We start from the raw sequence: 20,963 nt of genomic DNA, 5'->3' as shown, positions 1-20,963 counted from the left end.
TCTGTTCATCCTCCTTTTAGAAAGTTCACATAGGCTTGCTCTACATACTTTTTGAAATGATCCTTGAACGTATCTTCATCAAATTTGCGTGCATGGCTAATGATACCGTCCACATCCCATGCATGCTGCTCGACCTTGGCGACCGCCTCCAGCACATCCTCTACCTGATGTCTGCGGAAAAATACACCATTCACATGAGGAACGATGGTATCCAGCGCTCCCCCGCCCTGATAAGCGATAACAGGCCGTCCGGCTGCGTTCGCCTCCAGAGGCGTGATACCGAAGTCCTCTTCCCCCGGAAAAACGAGTGCCCGGCATTCTGCCATCTGCTTGTTGACCTCTTCGTCTTCAAGTCTGCCAAGAAACTCAATGTTCGGGGAGGCCATGCCTTCCAGTCTTTTACGATCCGGTCCTTCACCGACAATGCGCAGCTTGAGACCATTGCGCTTGAATGCCTCAATCGCCAGGTCAACGCGCTTGTAGGACACTAACCGGGATACGATCAGGTAATAGTCACCGATGCTTGTAGCACGTTCGAAACGGGATGTATTCACAGGAGGGAAAATGACATCCGACTCCCGTTGGTAATAGTGCAGGATTCTCCGTTTGACGACCGAAGAGTTGGCGACAAATTGGTTGACGTTGCGAGAAGTTTTGGCATCCCATGTTTTCAACCGATTCATGTAAAGCTTTAGCATGCTTTTGAGCAGGTTGGATTTGGACTGCCGGGCCATATATGTATCGTAATCCCAGGCAAACCGCATCGGTGTGTGACAGTAACAAATGTGAAACGTATGTTTAGGTACCTGGATGCTTTTCATAAATGCGCTGCTGGAGCTTAAAACAATGTCGAAATCCCTAAAATCAAAATCACGGATAGCGATGGGGTACAGCGGCAGCACTCCTTTGAAATTGGCCTTCACTCCAGGGATGTTCTGTAGCCAGGTGGCTCTAATATCTGCATCCTTCAAGTTGTTCGACAGGCGGTCGTCGCTGAACACCGTTGTGAAGATTGGAGCCTCCGGATACATATCGTGGAATACCTCAACCACCCTTTCCGCTCCGCCCATTTGGATTAAGTAATCGTGTGCTATCGCTATTTTCATCTGAATCATCCTTTAACGCGAATGTCGGTCAGACTCCTGCCAACAAACCCTTATAGTAATGAACTATATCCTTAACCGTGTTCTCGATCACAAAATGCTTCTTGACCCGTTCCATCCCTTGTTCGCCCATTTGCTGACGTTCCTGTGGATGCTCCAGCATCCAGCGGATGGCTTCTTCCAGCTTGGCCGGGTCACCCGGTTCAATAAGCAGCCCGGTTTCGTTCGGTACGACGGTTTCCTTGGGTCCACCCTCATTCGAAGCAATCACCGGCAGCCCTGCGGCCATGCCTTCAATAATGACCTGCCCGAACGGCTCCGGTGTGATGGAGGTGTGAATGAGCAGATCACAACGCTGCATCAAGCCCTGAATGTCATCGACGTGTCCAAGTAAATTGACGTTGTCTAATCCGTATTCGCGCATCGTGGATTCCAGACGGCGTTTATATTCCTCTTCGCCGAACAGTGCATCTCCAGCCAGCCAAAATTTCACACGCTTATCTGGTAAAAAAGAGCGCGCCGCTTCCAGTAAAATGTGCTGTCCCTTCCACTCTGCCAGTCTGCCGACCAATACGACGTTAAACGAGTCATCGTCACGTGAATTTGCAGCCGCATCACGGGCCGTAATCGCTTTGGCAAATGCCGAGTAGACGACGAGCGTCTTTTTGTCCGGGGGCAGCTCCAGCGCACTCAGCGTGGACTTGGAATTGGCAATGACACCGTTGGGCAAAAAGCGGGACATCAGCCGAATGCCTTTGGCTACAATCGGCTTCAGGTACGGCGGACCGATATGGTCACGGATATGCCAGATCAACGGTACCTTCGCTGACTTCGCGGCTACTGCGCCGTAGAACGCCGACTTGAGCGAGTTCGTGTGAACGCACACGACCTTTTCCTCGCGCAGCAAAGGCGCAAGCTTTTTCCCATAAGCCAACAGTCTGTAGGCTGCCGCAGGCGCACCCAGATTGACGGCATTCCGTCCCCGATTGCGAATGGAATCATCCAGTGGAACGATACGCACATCAATGTTGCGCTGCCGAAGACGATCTGCCAAATCGCCTTCCTCCGCCAAAATCACGAGCGGGTCGATATGCTCCCCGATGTTCGTCAGTATGTTATACAACGCGACTTCGCCGCCGCTCCATCTTGCCGTGTGGTCAATATAAGCTATTCTCAGCATTTTGCCGCCGCCTTTCTGTCAAGGACCTGCTGGAACACATCTTCCACTTGCTCCGCCACATGTCCCCACGTATATTTGCTCAGGACATGGTCCCTGCATTCCCGTGCGTTGGGAAGGGCTTCGCGGTTATTCAGCACACGCAGCAATCCTTCCGCAATGGCTTCGCTGTCCGTTCCCCGGAACAACAGCTCCGGGCGGAATCCACTTAAAATTTCCTTGTTGCCGCCTACAGGAGTCGCCATCACCGGCAGCCCCGAGGCCATCGCCTCCACTGTAATCAGACCGAAGCCCTCCAGTGCCTGAGTCGGCACTACGAACATATTCGATGCCTGATGATACAGGGGGAGTTCCTCATCGGATACATATCCGAGCAATCTTACATGGTTGTGAAGATTGTATTCTGCCACCTTGGAGGCCAGTTCCTCCATCAGAGGTCCCTTCCCTCCGATCAGCAGCAGATGATCAGGATGACGCTCGGTGACCCGCCGCCATGCTTCCAGCAGTTGCAGCAGTCCCATTCGGTTAACCAGACGACGGACGGTCAGCACAATCGTCGCATTCTGTGGCAAATTCAGCCGTTCCCGCACCATCCCCCGATCCTCTGCCGGATGGAACCTCTCTACATTCGCCGCACCGGGAATGATATGGATTTTGCTGAGCGGAACCTTATAATGCTCATGCAGAATATCCCGAAAGGTTTCGCTCAGCACTACAAATTTGTCCGCCAGACCGTAAGCCTTCATTTCAATGGATTTGGCCAACGTTGTTTTCAGCAGATGCTTGAGGCCTTGCCCTTCAATCTTCATTTCCTCCGTCCATGGGCCGTGGAAGGTGGTGACTACCGGAATTCCCCGTTTTTTCGCCTCCAGCGCCGGGCCGACACCATAGGGGGCAAAATGGGAGTACAGCACATCTATCGGCTGCTTGTCGAACAGCGTTGCTGCATATTTTTGCATCAGCTCTCGACGCTTCCAGATGGATTGCTGCTTACTGCCAATCGAGTGAATTCGAATATTTTCAGGTACTTGGGGCTTCTCATCGCTACAGATCAAAGCATCCAGCGTATTTTGTTCCGCCAGTTGCTCACAGATGGATTTGAAGTATGTGTTTAATCCGCCGGGCTGCAAGGACGGCCAGCTAAGCCCTGTTGCTGCAATGCGAAATCCGTTATTGTACGACATAGCTGGTTTCTCCTTTCTGCTCGGTCTGTCCGTCTTCCACAATCTCTATTTTTTTTCGCCGCTTCGTCAGCTCATAATGCTTGAAGCAGACCAGAAACTCGTACATCACCCAAAAGACCGCTACTGCAAAACCTGCCAATCCCTTGCGGTATAAGCCTTGGACAAAATACTTCTGCACAAAGCGGGCTGGAGGTCGCAACAACAGCCTGGAAATCCGAAAGGATCTGCCTTTGTTAAAGGCCGTCTCCGCTTCGAGGTCCGTATACTTGTTAAAACGGGTCATATGATCACTGATACTGCGGAAGCCGTAGTGCCATAACACACCCTCCAGTTTAATGATCTGGGAAGAGGCTACATCCGGCATTTCATGAACAAGACTATTCGTAATGCCGTAAATACGCCGATTGTACAGACGAACCAAATGCTCGCCTTTGTTCATCCATTTGCCCAGAAAATCACCAATTCGAAACACAGAGTATGCTTTGGCCGGATCATGGAGTGTTTCCTTGACCTTCAACAATTCTCCAAGAAGCTCCGCATCTACCACCTCGTCCGTATCAATCAGGAAAATCCAATCAAATTCCGCTTTTTCAACACCAAACATGCGCTGCTTCGCATAACCGGGCCATGGGTTAGAAAACACCCGACAGCCCAATGATTCAGCTACCTGAATCGTATTGTCCTTGCTCCCTCCGTCAATGACGACGATATCGTCCGCAAAGGGCTTGCAGGATTTAATGGCGGCTGTGATTCGAGTGCCATCATCCTGAGCGATAATAACTACGGATATCCGGTTGTCCGCGGGAACGCTAGACATGTGGTTCATTAGGGGGTGCCTCCTTCTTTATCTAACCGTTAACTGGCTTTTTCCGGATGTAGTGTGACATCGTTGATCGGAGCCATTGAATATCTTGTTTGGAAATAAGCAGTCTCGGAATTTTCATTTTCAGAACGAATTTAACATTACATAAAATGAAAACGAACCGTAGAATCCCCGAAGACAGCATTGCTATCCCTGCACCCGTCAAGCCGTATCTCGGAACGAGTATAGACAGCAATGGTATGACGAGCGCCAATCCGACACCCTGTAGGATGGTAACCAGCTTGGGCTTACCCAGCGCCATGAATTGCTGTGCCAGCACCATGGTTCCTCCGCTGATAGCAACCTCAAGCACCAGTAACCGGAATACCGTAAGCGCTTGTTTAAACTCTGGACCATATAGCAATGTAAATACGAACGGAGCAATCAGCATCAGCATCGTGGCAGCCAGAACCGTTGCTGTAGAAGTCACCCGAAATGCCCGGAATGTTATTGCAACCGCGTCCTCCTTGTTTAACCCAGAGGCTTTGGGAAAGAGCACGACGATAATTGAGGTTGAAAATACATTCACCATCCGGGCCAGGCTGACCGCTACCGCATATAAGCCGAGATCAGCCGGTCTGAGCAGACCCGCAATCAGGATCTGATCAATGTAAGTAGAAACCTGCCCCATGAGATCGTTGCCGTATGAGCCCATGCCGTAGGTAAAGAGATTTTTGAATTGCGTCCAGCTGTTCTTCACCTTCGGTTTGTACAGCCGAACCATTCGAATCGTGACACCAATATAAATCGGCAAGCCTGGCAGCAAATAGGCCAAGGCTGAGGTGTACGGATTCATATGACCCGTCAGGATCAGGATCGCCAGACCCAGCAGCGTACTCAGCGGCACCAGATACCGGAACAAATTGTACTGCTTGTATTCCGACCGGACCTGCAGCAATGCATTATTGATCTGTGAGATCGCGATAAGCGGACACATCATCATGGAGCACTGCGCGAACAGTATGACCGATGAAGAAAAGGAGCGCAGCCAATAAGGAATCAGGAACACGCCGATGAGCGTCGCCAAACCTCCGAACATCGTCGCCAGTAGCAAGGCGAGGCCGTACAGCTTGCCCGTTTCCTCCGGGTTCCTTTTCGCATTGTAAATCAATGCGGACGGAACACCGAAGCTCATGCAGAAGGCGAGAAATTGGGACCAGTTCACCATCGCGGTCTGTTCCCCGCGTCCGGTAGGACCCAGGAATCGGGCCGTCAGCACGCCAGTCAGCATGTTCACGACGAGAATCAGCATGCTGAATATCATCGTCTTGACTGCTGCCGAGCTGCTATCCTTGCTTTTGGCAAAGCGAACCACCGTGGACCATAGTGTCCGGACAGGTGCGGATATTGTTTGTAAGTTTTGCACAGCCTTTACCTTCTTTCCGCGATGACATCTTTCGCCCACAGTCCTATGCCGATCATCATCCAGATTAGATAGCCGCGCATGCCGGGAAAACCGTTATCCGATATGAGACTGGCTACAGCTCCGGCCCACGTAGCCAACGCCAGTCTGATATAAGGCTGGCTGGAATCTCGCTCGGCAATGCGGACAAGGAGTCGCTTGACGATAACGAACAGACCACCGAAGAAGAAGAATGCTCCGAAAATACCGAAGGTGAGAAAAATGGCAATATAGCCATTATCCATAATCCCAAGTTCACCGAGATCCCCGCCGTTATCTAGCTTGGTTCCAATTCCTACACTCCCGATCCCCTGTCCGACCGGATTGCCGACTATGGCCGGAAGCATCGTATGCAGCAGATCCAAGCGTTCATTGTACGAATGATCCTGTTGAATATCCGTCAACGTTTGCATACGGGCCACAAGGCCTTCTGCTCCCGGCAGCTTCGGAACAATGATGTAGAGAAGGAGGCCAACGACAGCAAGTTGAATCAAGGTTTTCCACTTGCCCTTAGAGGATGAAGTGAGGATATATGCCAGCAGCATAACGAATGCAATCAGCCAAGCCGAACGTACCAACGTGATCAAAAGACAAACAACCGTTAGCAGGACTCCGATCCATCCCAATGTGCCACGCCACCGTTTTTCCATCATCATGGGTACAAGCGCCATTGCCAGGAAAATAGCACAGGGACCAGGCGAGTTCATCGAAGAGAAAACTCTGATTTGTAGCGGCTCTGGAATACCAATGGAATTCATCTCTACATTATTCATCCAAAACGCATCCCAAGGAGGCACCGTCAAATACTGAATAATGCCGTAAATCGCCACGAGAACGGCAATATTGGCATATGAATACAGCAGACGATCCAGTTCCTTCGCTTTCATGGGCTTAATCGCAAAATAAGGCAGCAATAGCAAAGGAATCACATAGTTGGCTAAATCATAGGCAAAAACGATTCCATTTTTGAACAACCCGACCACACTTCCGTAAGCCAGCTCAATCCCAAAAAACACAGCAATCCGGGTCAATGGCTTTTCCGCCTGATGAATGCCACGCAGCACGGGAATAATCAACATGCTGCTTACCAGCAGAGGTGCCAAGCTCAACAAGGACACCGAGTGATATGTTCCCTCCATCCAGTCCACAATGCGCCGGATTTCCGGTCCTACTGCCCACACCATCAGTGTGTACGGAATCAACATCCGCGATTGGATGATCGCCAGCAAAAAGGCCGGAAAAACGAGCGCCAGCAATATGGCTCCCTGCTGGCTCATGGTGGGATTCATCTTGGCGCTGACAAATCCAATGGCGAGTGGCAGCATACAAGCCAGCACTCCCACGCCGATCATGCCGATTCCACGCCGATTTCCTAACCAAACGGAAACCTGCTGATCTGCCAGCCGAGTCATATTTCTCACCCTTGACCTCCCTTCACCCGGTTCCGCTTGAACATTTCCTTAAACAGCAGAACGAGAAACTGGGAATCCTCAATCAAGTATCTTTTCCACAAACGTTTAGGCTCCTGAGACAACCGCCAAAACCATTCAAATCCCGTCTTCTGCATCAGCTCTGGTGCACGTTTCACATTTCCCGACAGAAAATCAAACGTAGCTCCTACCCCTATTGAAATCGGAGCGCGATATGTCTCGTAATATCTGTAAATCCATTTTTCCTGTTTAGGTGCGCCTACGCCGACAAAAACGATGTCCGGGCGGGCCTCTTGCAGCAATTGGACAATGTGTCTGTTCTCTTCCTCATTTTTCTCAAAGCCATAGGAAGGAGAGTAACAGCCCACTACATTCATGTTCGGGTACGACTCCTGAAGATTGAGCATCGCCTTCTCGGGAATACCGTCCGCCGCCCCCAGAAAAAACAACCGATAGCCTCGATCCTCAAAAGCCTCCCCCAGCCGGGTGAACAGATCGGAACCGGACACCTTTTGCTTGAGGGGCTTTTTCAGCAACCTGGACGCCCATATAATTGGCATTCCATCGGCCACCACAGCTCCTGCATCGGAATATACCTTGCGGAATTCATCATCCTTGCGAAGCTTGATCACATGATCGACATTACAGGTCAAAATGTAGGAATGACGCTGATGCTCAATAGAAGTATCTATAAATTCGAGTAGATCGTTAAAATCATAATTATCAAAGTTGACATCGAACATGTTCACTCTGCTCATCGTATCACTTCTCTTTGCGAAAATCGGTTTGAGTAGATGTCTGGTATAAAGCGTTCAAATACCAGCAAAATGGAATAATCATCTGAACCGTCGACAACGTGTTATCTGAAAACGAATAAATCAGAAAGCCCGCAATCAAGCTTGCAAAATAAGGTTTGATCGGCTTGGCAAGCGACCGGTAAATGAGAACGAACACGACCAGCAATGAAAGCATCAATAATCCGCAGCCGATATATCCCGTGTCAAAATAAAAGCGTATATACTCGTTATGCGGCACGACAAAGCCTTTGAATAACGTCCCGTCGTTCGCAACCGTCACCGCGCCAAGACCCCTGCCTGACCACGGATAATCCTGTACTCTGTTCAAGAAATATTCCCATGCCTCCGAGCGTCCCGACAGATCAATTCCCGTATCGGTCTCCCGCTCGAAGGAGCGTTTTTTTAAATTGTTCCATTGCAGGGCCACCGCCCCCAGAGCAATCAAAAACGATCCGGCCAGCGGTAGCAAATAATTGACTTTTCCCTTGAGATACTGTCTGGCGATATCGAACAGATACACAGCAAACATTAGCAACAGCGCCAGAATCGGCCCACGTGTGCCAGTGGCAATCAGAATCAAAAAATTCAGCGCCAGCACCGTATAATAAAAGGCAGCTTGTTGCGGCTTGCGTTTGACCTCAATTAGCGAGACGGCAATTCCGAGAAAGGAGAGCATCGCCAGATGCGGCGGAATGTTCGCCCCCTGTACTCTTACCGCTCCCGTAAATTCCACATCGGTAAACGAATGCAGCCCTACGACCTGTAAACCGAGTCCAACGACCACACTAATGATCGGCAGCAGGCTGATCAATCGGATATGCTTTTCCGCCACATCCTTCTTCCACTGGATCAGTAAAAAAAAGAAGGGCAACGATAGTCCGACGAACGCCTTCACTGCAATCGAGGTCGTCAGCGTAGGCAGCCATGCTGAAAATCCAAATGTAATCCCCAGCATGATCACCAATGCCCAGATCGGATAGCTAAATTTGAGGCGTATGCCGTAAACGAGCATGCACGGTACCAGCAAGGCCAAAATGCCCAATTTGTATAATGACAAAATCTCGATGCCGAATACGCCACCCTGATACAAGGAATCCACCGATACCGCCGTGCTCAGCAGAACTGCATAGCTGATGCGCTCCGGATGATGGATAGAAACGGCCAGCAGAAGCAGTAAGCATACCGCCGCAATGCTGGCCACCGGCTGATAAGTAGCCGCAATTCCTACAGCAAGAGCGCCCAGAAGAAAAATGAAAACATGCTGTATTGTGTTTATTCTCGAAGTCCAAGGATAGTTGCTCATGTTCAATCTTTCACCCCGCAGCTGACTCGCTTTTCCGGTTGCGCAGTGTATCCAGGGTTCCCCGTATACTTTCAAATCTGCACCGGTTCAACAGCTTCCTGCCCTCAGTACGTGCCAGCAGGGAGTCCACCGTGTTGTATAGCCATTTGGCTGCCATCTTCGCCATCAGCATCACGTTGCCGCGCAGGCCTGCGGCCTGAACAGCGTAAGACATACCCTGACAGTAGTAACGGTTCATGATCCATTCCTTTGTTAACCGTGCAGCCGGAACAAAATGCTTCACTGCCATGTGAGGATGATACATGATCGTTCCGCCATTTTTACGAATCTGCTCGAATACCCACGATTCTTCACCGGATAAGAGGATGTCTCCCTTTCTTCCCAAATGAAGTGGGAACATCACAGCAGCAAAAGCTGTTTTGCGCATGGCCATATTCGCTCCGAACGGATTCAGTCCCGCCGGATATTCGCGGACGGCTTTTCCCAAGTCAATAATCGTGTAAGGCAGCTCAAGCGGACCTGTTAGCCAGCCCGGTCGTTCCGTTTCAAACAAAGGATCTATCTTCCCGCCCATGGCCGTCAGCTCGGGATTGTTCCCGAAGGTCGACATAATCGTTTGCAGCCATGTAACACACGGGATTGCATCATCATCCAGAAAAGCAATGACTTCTGCCCTCGATAACGTAATGCCCGCATTACGAGCGGCTGATAATCCTTGCTCGCGCTCATAATGATACCGAAGATGAATATCCTGACCGTGTGCAACATTAAATCTTTTGATCGTCGCCGCCGTATGATCGGTGGAGCGATTATCGACCACAATGATCTCAGCCAGCGCAAGGTCGTTCAGCTCCAGCAGCGACATTAGCGTTTTTTCCAGCAGGTCCGCCCGGTTATAGGTGCAAATAACGACGGACACTGCGGGACACCGCTTGAATGCATCCATCAGTAAGCATCCTTGGAGAACAGCATTTTAATGCCTGTTTTCATGATGATTTTCAGATCGAGCCACGTATTGCGAACATGAATATACTTCAAATCCATTTGCACCATTTCTTCGAAGCCTACACTGTTACGTGCGCTCACCTGCCAGTAGCCGGTACAGCCCGGTGTGACAATCAGGCGTTGCTTGTCATAATCGGAGTATTGCTCTACCTCGCTCGGCAATGGCGGACGCGGACCCACTAACGTCATGTCCCCGACCAGCACATTCCACAGCTGTGGAATCTCATCAATACTCGTCTTGCGCAAAAAACTGCCAATCTTCGTAATCCGCGGATCGTTTTTAATTTTGAACATGGCGCCGCTCACTTCATTCAGCGCCATCAAATCCTTTTTCAGCTCCTCGGCATTGGACACCATCGAACGGAATTTATACATGTTGAATAGCTTCTCGTTCTTGCCCACCCGAGTTTGCTTGAAAAACACGCTTCCCTTCGGATCTTCGAGCTTGATCAAAACACCCACCACTATAAAAAGCGGCAGTAATACGATCAGACCCACGAAAGACAGCAACATGTCGAGCAATCGCTTGGTCACCAAGTAAGACGTTTTATCCTGTATTTGTGTATTTCCGTATGGCATGTAAAACGCTTTACCTGACATGACAGCCTCGCCGTCCTCCGGTAAATTTTCCATGCTCATGCTGACGTACCCCCTCTCAACCTGCCGTGGTTGCTTTCTCGGTCTTTTTCAGCCACTCGTGCATGGCTTCTATAACCGGATACTTCAAATCATCGCTAGCAAGTGCAAATTCAAGTGTGGTCAAAATATAACCAAGACGCTCACCCACGTCATAACGTGTTCCTTCAAAGTCATAGGCGTACACGCGCTCGCTTTGATTCAGCTTTTGGATGGCATCGGTCAACTGAATTTCGCCGCCCGCCCCTTTTTCCTGAAGATCGAGATATTTGAAAATTTTTGGTGAGAATACATAACGGCCCATAATAGCCAGATCGGAAGGTGCTGTGCCTGGAGCCGGTTTTTCTATAAAATTATTTACCCGGTACAGACGTCCGTCCTGTTGATCCGGTTCAATGATGCCGTAGCGATTTGTGAATTCCTGCGGTACCCGCTGTACACCGATGACGGAATTTTGAGTTTCCTCATACTGATCCATCAGTTGACGCAGGCAAGGCTTCTGACCTGTTACGATATCATCGCCCAGCAGTACGCCAAACGGCTCGTCCCCGATAAAGCGTCTTGCACACCATACCGCATGTCCCAAACCTTTGGGTTCTTTCTGGCGAATGTAGTGAATTTCTACTCCTGAAGAACGCTGTACCTCTTCCAGAAGTTTCAGCTTGCCGTCCTCCAACAGTTTCGATTCCAGCTCAAATGCGTTGTCAAAGTGATCCTCAATAGCACGCTTGCCTTTACCCGTTACGATAATAATGTCCTCAATACCGGAAGCAATTGCTTCTTCCACGATATATTGAATTGTGGGCTTATTGATAATCGGAAGCATTTCCTTAGGCATTGCTTTGGTCGCAGGAAGGAAGCGCGTACCCAATCCTGCTGCTGGAATAATGGCCTTTTTCACTCTTTTCGTCATCGCACTCATTCTCCTTGCTTCATCGAATTTTGGTGTTGCTTACTTCACCTGATTCATCACAATTCCAACCAGTGTCGCACCGGCCTGATCCATGAGTTGCTTTGTTTTGCGTAAATCTTCCCGTTTGGTCCGGGCGTGTCTGGCGACGAGAATCACACCATCCGTTAAGCTTGCGACCAGCCGGGCATCCGTGTAGTTCAGCGCTGGAGCCGAGTCGAGCAGTATGATGTCATATTCGCGTTTCAGCTCTTCCAGCAGCTCCACCATGCGTTCACTGCCGAGCAAGTCAGCCGCGTTGTACAAGGTGTCTCCGCCGGGAATAATAGACAGCTCCGGCACGCCATGCCTGACGATGGACTTGGAAGAAGCTCCACCTCGCAAATAAGCCGATAAACCTCCGGTATTCTCCACCCCAAATATCTCGTGCAACGCTGGTGTATGGAGATTGCAATCCACCAGAGCCACCTTCTTGCCTTCTTGTGCAAAGGAAACGCCGATGTTGGCGAGCAGCGTTGTTTTACCCGCTCCGCTCTCAGGCGAGGTCAGCAGCAGAACCGTCCCGCGGTCCGTCTGCCCGATGACCTGCTGCCGGATGTATGTACGGAGGGATCGGAATGATTCCGAGACATACGATGAAGGATTGCTTTCTGTAATCAACATGTCATTCAATCGCAGCATATTTTCGCTCCCCTACCCGTTCTTTGGAATTTCCGGCTGCGCCGTTGATGTCCTTCTTGCGAATGACCGGGATGGATGCAATCACCGGAATACCGATGTCTGCATCTGCCTCTTTTTCCGTGCGCAGCGTACCGTTGATGCTTTCCAGGAACACAATCGTGCCCAGTGCAATCATCAGCGATACGAGAAAGCTAATCGCAATATTCATGAGCGGATTTCCATTGGTCGGGTCAGGATTGGCCAGCGGATCCGCTTCATTTAAAATTTTCACATTATTCAATTCCATCAGCCCCGGAACCGTCTGCACGAATTTCTGGGTTACCGCATTAACAACAGCGGCGGCCTGTGGATAACTCCCTGCCTCAAACGTCAAGCCGATGACCTGACTTTTATCCGAGGTTTTGACCTGTAGCTTTTCTGCCAGCTTTTGCTGTGTCAAGCCGAATTCGGGATGAGTCGTTACGACAGCCTCCATAATTTTGGGTGAAGTGAGAATTTGCTTGTAGCTTTCCACCAAATTAAGACTTGTGTTGACGTCGTTCAGATTGTTGCTCCCCTGCTTACCGGAAATATGGTTAACCAGCAGCTGACTTGAGGCGGAATAGACCGGCTTCACGACATTGTCGCTCACAAAGTAAGTCGTTACGCATGAGAGAATGACAAAAATCGCAATCAGCCACAATCTTTTTTTGATTAGGACCAGATAATCCAAAATGGTTTTCTCCACAAAAATCCTCCCTCCCATACAATTTCTCTTCTTATTTTAAGTATGATCTAATTGTAACAAGCTGCTGTGGGAACGACATGGAACCGGACGGCACTTTCTCCATCACTACAGGGGGAGGAGATTGTATACTTTTGGCTACGGCATGGTATACTTTTGTACCAGTCTTTGTTGATTATGGAAAAATAAATCGAAAAAAAGCCCCAAAACCACCGAAGCTGGTGATTTTGAGGCTTCTTCTGTTACTCACTATATAAACTGAACTGGAAAGCTAATGGGCACACTGCCCAGTCGGACATGCTTTCCATCGCCACCGCCTTCAGCGTATCACGTGCTAGATGTTCGTTGGCTCGTACTTCGCCAGACCAATCGCATTGGCATACAACGCTGCCTGAGTCCGATCAGCCAGCCGCAGCTTGGCCAAAATCTGACTGACATGCTTTTTGACTGTAAATTCGCTGATGAATAACCGGGATGCAATTTCGCGGTTGCAGGCACCCTGTCCCAGTTCGACCAATACTTCCTTTTCCTTCGGTGTCAGGTCGTCTGTCAGATTGCCCGCATCCTCCCGCAGCTTGTTCTCCAGAATAGCAGGATCATAATACTTGCGTCCTTTGTTGACAAGATGAATCGCGTAAATTAGTTCCTCAGGCAAAGCCTCCTTGAGTACGTAACCGTCCACAGAAGCTTCCTCCGCTTTCAGGAAGTCTTCTCGTGTGGCCGAAGATGTCAGCAAAATAAATTTGCTTCTGAACCCGCGCCCGCGTGCTATTTTGATAATATCCAGGCCTGATTCGTCAGCAAGTTTCAAGTCTAGCAGCACTAGGTCTGGATCCGTTTCCTCGATAACCACAAGTGCTTCCTGTTGATTCTGGGCCTCTCCCGCAAACTGAACATTGGGCTGCATGGATATAACCGCAGCGAGTCCTTTCCGTACTAAAGGATGATCATCGACAATGACAATTTTCATGATTCGGCCTCCTGTCTACAGTTCAGGATTTGCATAATCCCTATGTATCCGATTGTTACCGCAGATTTTGTATTGCAGGATGTTCATACATCTTTATTCATAAGCATTTACTGGAATGGACAATCGGATCTGTGTTCCCTCTCCGATTCGACTTGAAATATCAAATTCACCTCCCATTGATTGAGCTAAATATTCCATATTCATCATGCCCAGGCCACTGCCTGCACTGACCACCTCACCTCCCGCAACCATTCTCGCCGTCTCGAACCCTACTCCGTCGTCATGAATAGACAATTTAATCACTTGGGGTGTCAATTTTAACTTCACATCAATCCGCTTCGCCAACCCATGCCGGATTGCGTTACCTGCGGCTTCGGATATGATACGAAACAAAGCCTTTTGATACAAATACGGCAGTGAAAAATGATCCCCATGAATATCAAAGTCAATCTGTACATGATTCAGCTTGGACAGCGTATGCAGATGGCTTTTCACTGTTCCTAACCAAGTCGGGCCTCCGCTCTTTTTCGAGCTTAAGCTATGAATGGCTCCTTTTAGCTCTCTCACTGCCTGATTAGCGGATTGCTGAATCAGTTCAATTTGTTCCTCCACCTGTTCCTTGGGCTGATCATGCCATGTCTGCCGAAGTGAATGCGTCGCGTACACAATGCCAAAAAGACTTTGTGATACATTATCATGCATTTCATTCGCAATCCGGTTCTGCTCATTCGTCACAATCAACTGATTTTCGATACGCTCCAGCTCATAGCGCTCCAAAAACACGGTGCTCAGTTCAGCGAGGAATATCAGTTGCTGCACGAGCCAGCGTCTTCCCGTCAGACTTTGATCCGGGCCCAGCTTGAGTCCGATGGTCGCCACAAAACGAGTCGTCATCGGTACCGTGATCATGAGAAAATCGCCCCATTCCGGCAGATGCCTGAAAAACGGCTCCCGCTCTTCCCTGAATTCCTCACGATAATTCCCCAGCTCCTCGAATAGCTGCTCCTCTTCCTCCACCGTCCAACCTGTCTGACTGCTCTCCGGCGCATCCTCCTCCTGACTGTCCAACCAGAAAAATGCGCGACTCTGCTTCGTCAGCTTAACCGTGTAGTCCGAGATGACCTGCCCCAGATTCAATGCCTCGTTGTGGCTAGTCGTCTCCATGATGTGGTAAATCGACTTAATATGTTCCATCGTCTCATTAGCTTGCTCCTTCGCCATCTTCAACTCATTCTTCATGACACCGATCACCTGCATGGCCATCGTGGTCACAATCAGCACCAGAAATAAATTCGCATTTTGTAACACCATATCCCACAAAAAATATTGACCTGGTGTAAAAAAGATATAACAAAATGTGAGTACCAAGCCGATATAAGAAAGAAGGAGCGTCCAACTGTACCTCATAGAAAGGTGAGCACAAGCCACCAACATAGGGGTAATCACATACCATTTGAACGGACTATCCATCCCTCCCGTCGGGAGCAGCAACAAAATGATCCCTGCGGTTTCCAGAGCAATGCAACATTTCAGTACCATATCATGAAGTCTGTACTTGCGGTAAATCCACGTAAATAATGTAACAGATAAAAATAGAAACACAATAAGTAATAACTTCTGCCAAACGATTAATCTGGATGATTCGAACAGAAAAACAAGCGACGTTAAAGATAGTGATACATACCGGTACAAAAAAATCATTTGGTCTTCTGCTGACTTCTTCAACTTCATCCTGTCACCCTATTCTGTGTATTGAAGGGACGATGGGCATATTAGGTTTGTTCTGTACTCTAAAAAAATCATAACCAATCCAAAAATAAATAACAAGACATAATCTCTAACGTAAACGGTTACATTCTAAAAAAAATGGTACTTTTTATAACATATTTACCGTTTCAGGAAAACACTTTCGGGGTAATGTCAGAAACTATAACGTTTGTCAAGGACATAAATCATGTTTCCAAAGAACTAAAAAAGGGACTTGCTGGCATCACCGTGATCTTAACAACGGTATTCAGCAAGTCCCTTTTTAATGAATTTGGTGAGGGGCTGCATTAGCCCCCGGCACGCGCCAATTCACGCATATTGGCTTCAAATGCGGCCAGCAGAGCCTCATCCCCGCTCAAACCGGTCGCCTCTTCTTTTTGTATCTGTTCAACCATACGCTTGTAATCCTTTGGAATCACCCGCACAAACTGCTGAATCGCAGTCTGCCAGTCATCCAAAATACGTTGTCCCGCTTCGCTGCCTGTGTACGTGACATGGCGCTGAATCAGACCGCGCAGATCCGCTGCTTCCGCAGGGTCTTCCACGCCTTCCAGCAACACCATTTCCAGGTTACAACGGCTCAGGAACGTCCCCTGAGGGTCATAGACGTATGCAATGCCTCCAGACATCCCGGCTCCAAAATTCCGTCCAGTCTCGCCCAGTACAGCTACACGTCCGCCTGTCATATACTCACAGCCATGATCGCCGACACCCTCGACGACGATACGTGCGCCGGAGTTCCGAACGGCAAAGCGCTCCCCTGCAATTCCGCTAATATAAGCTTCCCCGCTGGTCGCTCCATACAAAGCCGTATTTCCGATAATAATGTTCTCTTCTGCCTTAAAGGTCGCTTTGTGAGATTTCTTCACAATAACCTTACCACCGGATAGCCCTTTACCAACATAGTCATTGCTGTCGCCTTCAACACTCAGCGTGATGCCTTTAGGAATAAAAGCCCCGAAGCTCTGACCTGCTGATCCGATGAAGTTAAAGCGAATCGTATCTTCAGGCAAACCCGCCGCTCCGTACTTGCGGGTAACCTCGCTGCCCAGAATCGTACCTACGGCCCGATTCACGTTTGTTATAGGCAAGGTAGCCTCTACAGCTGTTCCGTTCTCCAACGCCCCAGCAGCCATCGGTACGAGCTTCTGCATATCGAGCGTTTCTTCCAGCCCGTGGTTTTGTCGTTGTACGCGGTAACGTACACTACCATCTTCCAGCTCAGGAACATGCAGCAACAAGCTCAGATCGACGCCTTTCTTCTTCCAGTGCGAGTCGGCGTTCACGGTATCCAGACAATCCGTACGTCCGATCATTTCCTGAATCGTGCGGAAGCCCAGCTCCGCCATAATTTCGCGGACATCTTCTGCGATGAAACGCATAAAATTCACCACATGGGCAGGATCGCCCATATAATTTTTGCGCAGCTCTGGATTCTGTGTAGCCACCCCAACCGGACAGGTGTCCATTTGGCAAACCCGCATCATAATGCAGCCCAACGCCACAAGCGGCGCTGTAGAGAAGCCGTATTCTTCCGCGCCCAACAAAGCAGCTACCACCAAATCGCGGCCGGACAGCATCTTGCCATCTGTCTCCAGCACCACGCGGTCGCGCAGATTGTTCAGCATCAGCGTCTGATGCGTCTCGGCCAGACCCAGCTCCCAAGGCATCCCCGCATGGCGGATGGAGCCTTGCGGAGAAGCACCTGTACCGCCGTCATAGCCGCTGACCAGAATAATGTCAGCGCGGCCTTTAGCCACTCCTGTTGCAATCGTACCTACGCCTACCTCCGACACCAGCTTCACGTTAATGTCAGCACGCGGATTGGCGTTTTTGAGATCGTAGATCAGCTCTGCCAAATCCTCGATAGAATAAATATCGTGATGCGGCGGCGGCGAAATCAGTCCCACGCCCGGTGTAGAACCACGTACCTCAGCTACCCAAGGATACACCTTGCGGCCTGGCAGTTGTCCACCTTCACCCGGCTTCGCGCCTTGCGCCATTTTAATCTGAATTTCGTCGGCGTTCACCAAATAATTCGACGTTACACCAAATCGGCCTGATGCCACCTGCTTGATCGAGCTGCGACGGGAATCGCCGTTGGCATCCGGAATGAAGCGTGCAGGGTTTTCCCCACCTTCACCGGTGTTGCTCTTGCCGCCGATACGATTCATCGCAATCGCCATATCTTCATGCGCTTCCTGACTGATTGAGCCGAAGGACATAGCTCCCGTCTTAAAACGACGCATAATCGATGCAGCGGATTCCACTTCTTCCAGTGGAACAGGTTTACCCGCAGGCTTCAACTGAAGCATGGAGCGAATCGTCAAATGCTGCTGCGTTTCACCCTGCACCAGCTTGGCGTATTTCTTGTACAGCTTGTAGTCTCCCGAGCGAACCGACTGCTGGAGCAAATGTATCGTTTGCGGATTAAACAAATGCTCTTCCCCATCGTTACGCCATTGATATTCGCCGCCTGAATCCAGCACTTTGTCGTTGCCGTCCTTGTCGGTAAAAGCCCGGTTATGGTGAGCCAGCGCTTCCACCGTGACTTCCTCCAGACCGATACCGCCAATGCGGGACGGTGTCCAGGTGAAGTAGCGATCAACGAAATCCTGTTTGAGACCTACGGCCTCAAAAATTTGTGCTCCACGGTACGACTGAATCGTGGAAATACCCATTTTGGACAATATTTTAACGACACCCTTGGTAGCTGCTTTAATATAGTTTTTAACTGCTTTCTCCTGCGAGACACCGCGCAGCAAGCCCTGCTGAATCATGACATCCAGCGTTTCGAATGCCAGATACGGATTAACCGCACTCACGCCGTAACCAAGCAGCACCGCATAATGATGAATATCTCTCGGCTCTCCGGACTCCAGCAAAATACTTACACGTGTGCGTGTACCCTGCTTGATCAAGTGGTGATGCAGGCTGGAGACAGCCAGCAACGCCGGAATGGCTGCATTCTCTGCATCCACTCCACGGTCGGACAGAATAAGGATGTTATGACCCTTGTCAATGACACGATCAGCCGCCTCAAACAGTCCTTCGAGCGCCTTACGCAAGCCTTCCACGCCCTCCTTCGCTTCAAAGAAGATCGGAATCGTCATCGACTTGAAGCCTGGACGGTGTACATGACGAATTTTGGCAAATTCCTCATTCGACAGCACCGGGGAATCCAGACGAATCTGACGACAGCTTTCCGGTTCCGGATGCAGCAAATTGCGCTCAGGTCCAATCGTAGTTGCCGTGGACGTTACAATCTCTTCCCGAATGGCATCAATCGGTGGATTCGTGACTTGCGCAAACATTTGTTTAAAATAGTTGTACAAACGTTGCGGACGGTCAGACAGCACCGCCAATGGAGCATCATATCCCATCGAGCCAATCGGTTCCGCACCTGTGAGCGCCATTGGCTCCAGAATCTTGCGCAGTTCTTCAAACGTATATCCAAAAGCCAGCTGGAGCTGGTTCACATTTTCATGCTTCGGCTCTGGCTGCTCCAGAGCTTCCGGCAGCTCATCCAGATTGACCAGATGCTCATCCAGCCATTCCTGATAAGGTTCCTCGGATGCGATACGCTCCTTCAACTCTTCGTCAGAAATGATGCGGCCCTCTTGGGTATCGACCAGCAGCATTCGTCCCGGACGAAGACGATCCTTGTACAGTACATTTTCAGGAGCGATATCCAGCACACCCGCTTCTGAAGACAATGCGATCAGGTCATCCTTGGTCACATAGTAACGCGCAGGACGCAGGCCGTTGCGGTCCAGAACCGCCCCAATCTGTACACCATCCGTAAACGCCATCGCAGCCGGTCCGTCCCAAGGCTCCATCATTGTGCTGTGATACTCATAAAATGCCCGTTTCTTCGGGTCCATTGTCTCGTGTTTATTCCAAGGCTCCGGCACCATCATCATGGCTACATGAGGAAGGGAACGTCCACTCAGATACAGAAATTCCAGTGTATTATCAAACATGGCTGTATCTGAACCATCCGGGTTAATGACTGGTTTTACCTTACCGATATCTTCGCCAAACGCTTCACTTTCAAACTGGGCCTGACGTGCATGCATCCAGTTCACGTTGCCCCGCATCGTGTTAATTTCACCGTTGTGAATCATAAAACGATAAGGATGCGCACGATCCCAACTTGGGAACGTATTCGTACTGAAACGGGAATGGATCAGCGCGATTGCCGATGTCACCCGCTCATCCTGCAAATCCAGATAAAATTGCCCTACCTGCTCGGTTGTGAGCATTCCTTTGTATACAACCTTACGGCATGACAAACTCGGGATATAAAACGACTCACGGTTCTGGTCCTCTTCGTTATAGCGAATGGCAAGCTCCGCCCGTTTGCGAATAACATACAGTTTCCGTTCAAAGTCCAGCTCTTCCTTCAAATCGCTGCTTCGACCGATAAACACCTGACGTACGCCTGGTTTGGCCGCTTTCGCCGATTTGCCCAGCATTTCGTCATAAGTCGGAACATCACGGAATCCCAGACAGTTCTGGCCCTCATCTACGATAATATCTCTCAGCTTCTGCTCATGAACTTCACGAACCTTCGGATCATTGGATACAAAAAGCATACCCACGCCGTAATGTCCGGCCTTTGGCAGCTTGAAGCCCAGTCGCTCCGCTTCCTCTTGAAAAAACAGATGCGGTACCTGAATCATAATCCCCGCTCCGTCACCGGAGTTCGGTTCACTTCCCTGACCGCCCCGGTGCTCCATATTGACGAGCATGGTCAAAGCCTGACTTACGATATCGTGCGATGGTTTTCCCTTAATGTGGGCAACAAAGCCCATACCGCAGGCGTCTTTTTCGAATTGGGGATCGTATAATCCCTGTTTGGGTGGTAAACCTGTCTGTCTCATAGAACGCAACCTTTCTGTTATAAAGTCATGCTGGCCTGAAATACAGGCGGCCGAATAGAAGACAGTGGCAACAAGAGGTAACTCTAAGAACAACTACGAGGATTGGGGGACAAAACATGTGACGTA

General features: G+C 49.8%; 16 protein-coding genes. All 16 read right to left on the bottom strand.

What is annotated here, in order from left to right:
• Nucleotides 1–5 precede the first annotated feature (5 nt).
• The 16 genes from HPL003_RS13660 to gltB all read right to left on the bottom strand — a co-directional run bounded on the left by HPL003_RS13660 (nucleotide 6) and on the right by gltB (nucleotide 20,837).
• The gene (locus HPL003_RS13660; RefSeq protein WP_014280262.1) at nucleotides 6–1,106 is read right to left on the bottom strand and encodes a glycosyltransferase; all 1,101 of its coding nucleotides are present in this window, start codon (nucleotides 1,104–1,106) and stop codon (nucleotides 6–8) included.
• 28 nt (nucleotides 1,107–1,134) lie between these two features.
• Nucleotides 1,135–2,283, bottom strand: a complete 1,149-nt coding sequence (locus HPL003_RS13655) for a glycosyltransferase family 4 protein (protein ID WP_014280261.1) — start codon at nucleotides 2,281–2,283, stop codon at nucleotides 1,135–1,137.
• The gene (locus HPL003_RS13650; RefSeq protein ID WP_014280260.1) at nucleotides 2,277–3,464 is read right to left on the bottom strand and encodes a glycosyltransferase family 4 protein; all 1,188 of its coding nucleotides are present in this window, start codon (nucleotides 3,462–3,464) and stop codon (nucleotides 2,277–2,279) included. Before HPL003_RS13650 ends, HPL003_RS13655 begins: the two co-directional genes overlap by 7 nt.
• Nucleotides 3,451–4,290, bottom strand: coding sequence for a glycosyltransferase family 2 protein (locus HPL003_RS13645; RefSeq protein WP_014280259.1), 840 nt, complete (start codon nucleotides 4,288–4,290; stop codon nucleotides 3,451–3,453). Before HPL003_RS13645 ends, HPL003_RS13650 begins: the two co-directional genes overlap by 14 nt.
• A gap of 22 nt (nucleotides 4,291–4,312) precedes the next feature.
• Nucleotides 4,313–5,692: a lipopolysaccharide biosynthesis protein gene (locus tag HPL003_RS13640; RefSeq protein ID WP_014280258.1), complete on the bottom strand. Its 1,380-nt coding sequence runs from the start codon at nucleotides 5,690–5,692 to the stop codon at nucleotides 4,313–4,315.
• Nucleotides 5,693–5,697: 5 nt separating this feature from the next.
• Nucleotides 5,698–7,140 (bottom strand): O-antigen ligase family protein, encoded by a 1,443-nt coding sequence (locus HPL003_RS13635; protein WP_014280257.1) that lies wholly within the window; start codon nucleotides 7,138–7,140, stop codon nucleotides 5,698–5,700.
• Between the two features lie 5 nt (nucleotides 7,141–7,145).
• Nucleotides 7,146–7,916, bottom strand: a complete 771-nt coding sequence (locus HPL003_RS13630) for a WecB/TagA/CpsF family glycosyltransferase (protein WP_014280256.1) — start codon at nucleotides 7,914–7,916, stop codon at nucleotides 7,146–7,148.
• A gap of 4 nt (nucleotides 7,917–7,920) precedes the next feature.
• Nucleotides 7,921–9,258, bottom strand: coding sequence for an O-antigen ligase family protein (locus HPL003_RS13625; protein WP_014280255.1), 1,338 nt, complete (start codon nucleotides 9,256–9,258; stop codon nucleotides 7,921–7,923).
• A gap of 10 nt (nucleotides 9,259–9,268) precedes the next feature.
• Nucleotides 9,269–10,204, bottom strand: coding sequence for a glycosyltransferase (locus HPL003_RS13620; protein WP_014280254.1), 936 nt, complete (start codon nucleotides 10,202–10,204; stop codon nucleotides 9,269–9,271).
• Nucleotides 10,204–10,902: a sugar transferase gene (locus tag HPL003_RS13615; RefSeq protein ID WP_014280253.1), complete on the bottom strand. Its 699-nt coding sequence runs from the start codon at nucleotides 10,900–10,902 to the stop codon at nucleotides 10,204–10,206. Before HPL003_RS13615 ends, HPL003_RS13620 begins: the two co-directional genes overlap by 1 nt.
• A gap of 16 nt (nucleotides 10,903–10,918) precedes the next feature.
• Entirely contained in the window at nucleotides 10,919–11,812 is an 894-nt protein-coding gene (gene galU, locus HPL003_RS13610; protein WP_014280252.1) for a UTP--glucose-1-phosphate uridylyltransferase GalU, read from the bottom strand.
• A 39-nt stretch (nucleotides 11,813–11,851) separates the two neighbouring features.
• Nucleotides 11,852–12,490: a CpsD/CapB family tyrosine-protein kinase gene (locus HPL003_RS13605; protein ID WP_014280251.1), complete on the bottom strand. Its 639-nt coding sequence runs from the start codon at nucleotides 12,488–12,490 to the stop codon at nucleotides 11,852–11,854.
• Entirely contained in the window at nucleotides 12,474–13,217 is a 744-nt protein-coding gene (locus HPL003_RS13600; RefSeq protein WP_014280250.1) for a YveK family protein, read from the bottom strand. Before HPL003_RS13600 ends, HPL003_RS13605 begins: the two co-directional genes overlap by 17 nt.
• 331 nt (nucleotides 13,218–13,548) lie before the next feature.
• A complete protein-coding gene (locus HPL003_RS13595; protein WP_014280249.1) occupies nucleotides 13,549–14,184 on the bottom strand; it encodes a response regulator in 636 nt (211 codons plus the stop codon).
• Between the two features lie 93 nt (nucleotides 14,185–14,277).
• A complete protein-coding gene (locus HPL003_RS13590) occupies nucleotides 14,278–15,915 on the bottom strand; it encodes a sensor histidine kinase (RefSeq protein ID WP_014280248.1) in 1,638 nt (545 codons plus the stop codon).
• A gap of 323 nt (nucleotides 15,916–16,238) precedes the next feature.
• A complete protein-coding gene (gltB, locus tag HPL003_RS13585) occupies nucleotides 16,239–20,837 on the bottom strand; it encodes a glutamate synthase large subunit (protein WP_014280246.1) in 4,599 nt (1,532 codons plus the stop codon).
• Between the last annotated feature and the right edge of the window lie 126 nt (nucleotides 20,838–20,963).

Origin of the sequence: Paenibacillus terrae HPL-003 (genome assembly GCF_000235585.1) — a bacterium.
Classification (GTDB): Bacteria; Bacillota; Bacilli; order Paenibacillales; family Paenibacillaceae; genus Paenibacillus; species Paenibacillus terrae_B.
This window is presented reverse-complemented; position numbering and strand designations above follow the sequence as displayed.